This window comes from Salinivibrio sp. IB282 (genome assembly GCF_001995685.1).
GTDB classification, from domain to species: Bacteria; Pseudomonadota; Gammaproteobacteria; order Enterobacterales; family Vibrionaceae; genus Salinivibrio; species Salinivibrio kushneri.
Genome location: NZ_MUET01000132.1, coordinates 1 through 2,743, shown reverse-complemented (window position 1 = coordinate 2,743; position 2,743 = coordinate 1). Strand labels below are relative to the sequence as shown.

The window sequence follows — 2,743 nt, the reverse complement described above, 5'->3', positions numbered from 1 at the left end:
GCTATAGTGCGGCTAAACACCAGCTAGATAAACAAAAATAATAAAGAGCCAGCACGAGACTGGCTCTTGTCGTTAACGCGTACACGGGGAATTAGGCCAGCGCCACGTCCTCTTCCGGTACCGGCGCATGGTCTGGAAGGTAGCGGTAGTATTCCGCATCTTTCGCCGGCGAAAGGGTATGCCCCATGATCATATCAGCCGCTTTCTCTGCCACCATAATGGTCGGTGCGTACAAGTTGCCATTGGTGATTGCAGGGAACACGGAGGCATCCACCACACGCAAGTTATTCACGCCATGGACGTTCAGCGATTCATCCACCACGGCCATCTCGTCACTCGCCAAGCCCATTTTACAGGTACAGCTTGGGTGGTAAGCACTTTCCCCTTCTCGAGCCACAAAATCGAGGATTTCCTGATCCGTCTGTGCCTCGCTGCCCGGCGAAAGCTCTTTACCCCGCAGATGATCAAAGGCCGGCTGGGCAATGATATCGCGAGAGACACGGATCGCTTCAACCCACTCTTTACGCTCTTGTGGCGTAGAGAGATAGTTAAAGAAGATTTCTGGCTTCTCATCTGGGTTGGTGCTACGAATTTTCACGTGGCCACGCACATCGGTATTCATAGGCCCCACATGCAATTGGAAACCATGTCCTTTGTTCGGTGCCGAGCCATCATAACGGATCGCCAGTGGCAAAAAGTGGAACTGCAGGTTCGGATACGCCACCTCATCATTACCACGTACAAAACCACCCGCTTCAAAATGATTGGTGGCGGCGGCCCCTTTACGACGGAACAGCCAATCAAAACCAATTTTCGGTTGATTGTGGAACTTAAGCGCGGGATACATGCTAACCGGCTCTTTACATTCATACTGCACGTAAAGCTCCAGGTGATCTTGCAAGTTTTCCCCCACCCCAGGCAGGTGATGAACAGGCTTGATCCCTAAATTTTTCAACATGGTTTCGTCACCTACACCAGAAAGTTGCAGTAGTTTGGGCGAGTTAATCGCGCCACCACAGCTGATGACTTCTGCGCCATAGGCGGTTTTCTTCCGTCCCCACTTGCGGTATTCCACACCAATCGCCGTTTTGCCCTCAAACAAAACCTTATCAGTGGTCGCGCCGGTGATCACCGTCAGGTTCTTACGGTTCATCACTGGGTGTAAGTACGCCCGCGCCGCACTATGACGACGACCTTGGTAGATATTTTGGTCGAAAATACCAAAGCCTTCTTGCTGATAACCATTCACGTCATCGGTCAATGGATAATCCGCTTGTTGCGTCGCGTCAAAGAACGCACTAAATAGAGGGTTATCACATTGTGCAGTTTCAATTGCCAGCGGCCCATTGTTGCCATGATAGTCATCTTGGCCTTTTAATCGCGTTTCACACTTGCGGAAATACGGCAGGCAATGGGCATAATCCCATTTTTTTAACCCGTGCTCGTTGGCCCATTTTTCATAGTCCAACGCGTTGCCGCGGATATAAATCATGCCGTTGATGCTACTGCTGCCCCCAAGCACTTTACCACGCGGTTGCGCGATACGGCGGTTATGCATATTCGGCTCAGGCTCGGATTCATACAACCAGTTATAGGTGCTGTCTGTGAGCAAATAAGTTAATGCGGCAGGCATGTGGATCCGAAAGTCCAGCCGATAATCTGGTCGTCCTGCCTCGAGTAGCAATACCTTGTTATCTGGGTTAGCACTTAAACGGTTCGCCAGAACACAGCCTGCCGAGCCCGCGCCGACAATGATATAGTCGTAATTTTGTTGCTGTCCCATAAAACCTCCAAATTTTGTCCTTCCCGTGTGCAGGGCATCRGCCCGGAACAGTCGCAACACAGGTAATGGGTATGATTGTGTAGAGGTTTCCTTTTTGAAATTTTTATAATTAGCTTGATGCTTGTGCATCAATGCATTGTTGTAGCAACCGATAGTGGTGGCTAATCGTTGCTTGCGCCTTAAACGGCTCGGCAGCGATAATGTGGTTAACGGTCTGTTGCCAGTTTTCCACGGTTTGGCGACGATAATCCGCCGCCTGATAAAGGGCGTAATCGTGCGAACTAAACCCTTGCTGGATAGCATGCATCACCCATTCAAAAATCGGGTTGCCTGACATTGCAGCAATCAACAGGTTGAGTGCGCGATCCAGCTCGCCCAAGCGATCCAAATCCGGATTCTCTTCAGCGGCAAGAGCCGCAAGCTCTGTGACATATTCACCAAGCTGTTTTTTCTGCGACTCGGTACCACGACTAATGGCAAGTAACACCAGGCTTTGATCGACCGTTTCACGAAACTCTGCGACCTTATCCGCTTGTACATGGCTTTGTTTTAGAAACAGCGCCAATGATTCACTGATGTTATGCACATCAACCTGACGGACGACCGCCCCACCTTTTTGCCCCTTACGGATTTCAATTAAGCCTTTTTGCTTGAGTGATTGAATGGCCTCACGCACCACGCCACGCCCTGTTCCAAACTGTTGCTGAAGCTCTCGCTCACTGGGCAGTTTGTCGCCAGGTTTTAGCGCCTCGGACAGAATCGCCGATTCGATTTGCAATGCCACATCTTCACTCGCTCGGCCCATTTGCACCGGATGAAAAAGGCTACTGGTGGATGTCGTCATGGTTACCTCTCCGCATTTGGTAGTACCAAACTAGCAATTTTTGCATTATGAAGTCAAATTCCGTCTTTAACCCTTCTTTTGGTACGACCATTCCATACCATCAGTAAGACTAATAT

At 50.0% G+C, this 2,743-nt stretch carries 2 protein-coding genes; both read right to left on the bottom strand.

All coding sequences use genetic code 11. The features are described from left to right. Positions 1 to 91: 91 nt before the first annotated feature. The gene (gene betA, locus BZG14_RS15025) at positions 92 to 1,783 is read right to left on the bottom strand and encodes a choline dehydrogenase (RefSeq protein WP_077487098.1); all 1,692 of its coding nucleotides are present in this window, start codon (positions 1,781 to 1,783) and stop codon (positions 92 to 94) included. Positions 1,784 to 1,892: 109 nt separating this feature from the next. Continuing rightward, positions 1,893 to 2,627: a FadR/GntR family transcriptional regulator gene (locus BZG14_RS15020; protein ID WP_077609125.1), complete on the bottom strand. Its 735-nt coding sequence runs from the start codon at positions 2,625 to 2,627 to the stop codon at positions 1,893 to 1,895. Positions 2,628 to 2,743 lie beyond the last annotated feature (116 nt).

What these genes read in the sequence shown, in the direction of transcription:
- betA (WP_077487098.1), bottom strand. Translation starts at nt 1,783, where the DNA reads ATGGGACAGCAACAAAATTACGACTATATCATTGTCGGCGCGGGCTCG.
- BZG14_RS15020 (WP_077609125.1), bottom strand. Translation starts at nt 2,627, where the DNA reads ATGACGACATCCACCAGTAGCCTTTTTCATCCGGTGCAAATGGGCCGA.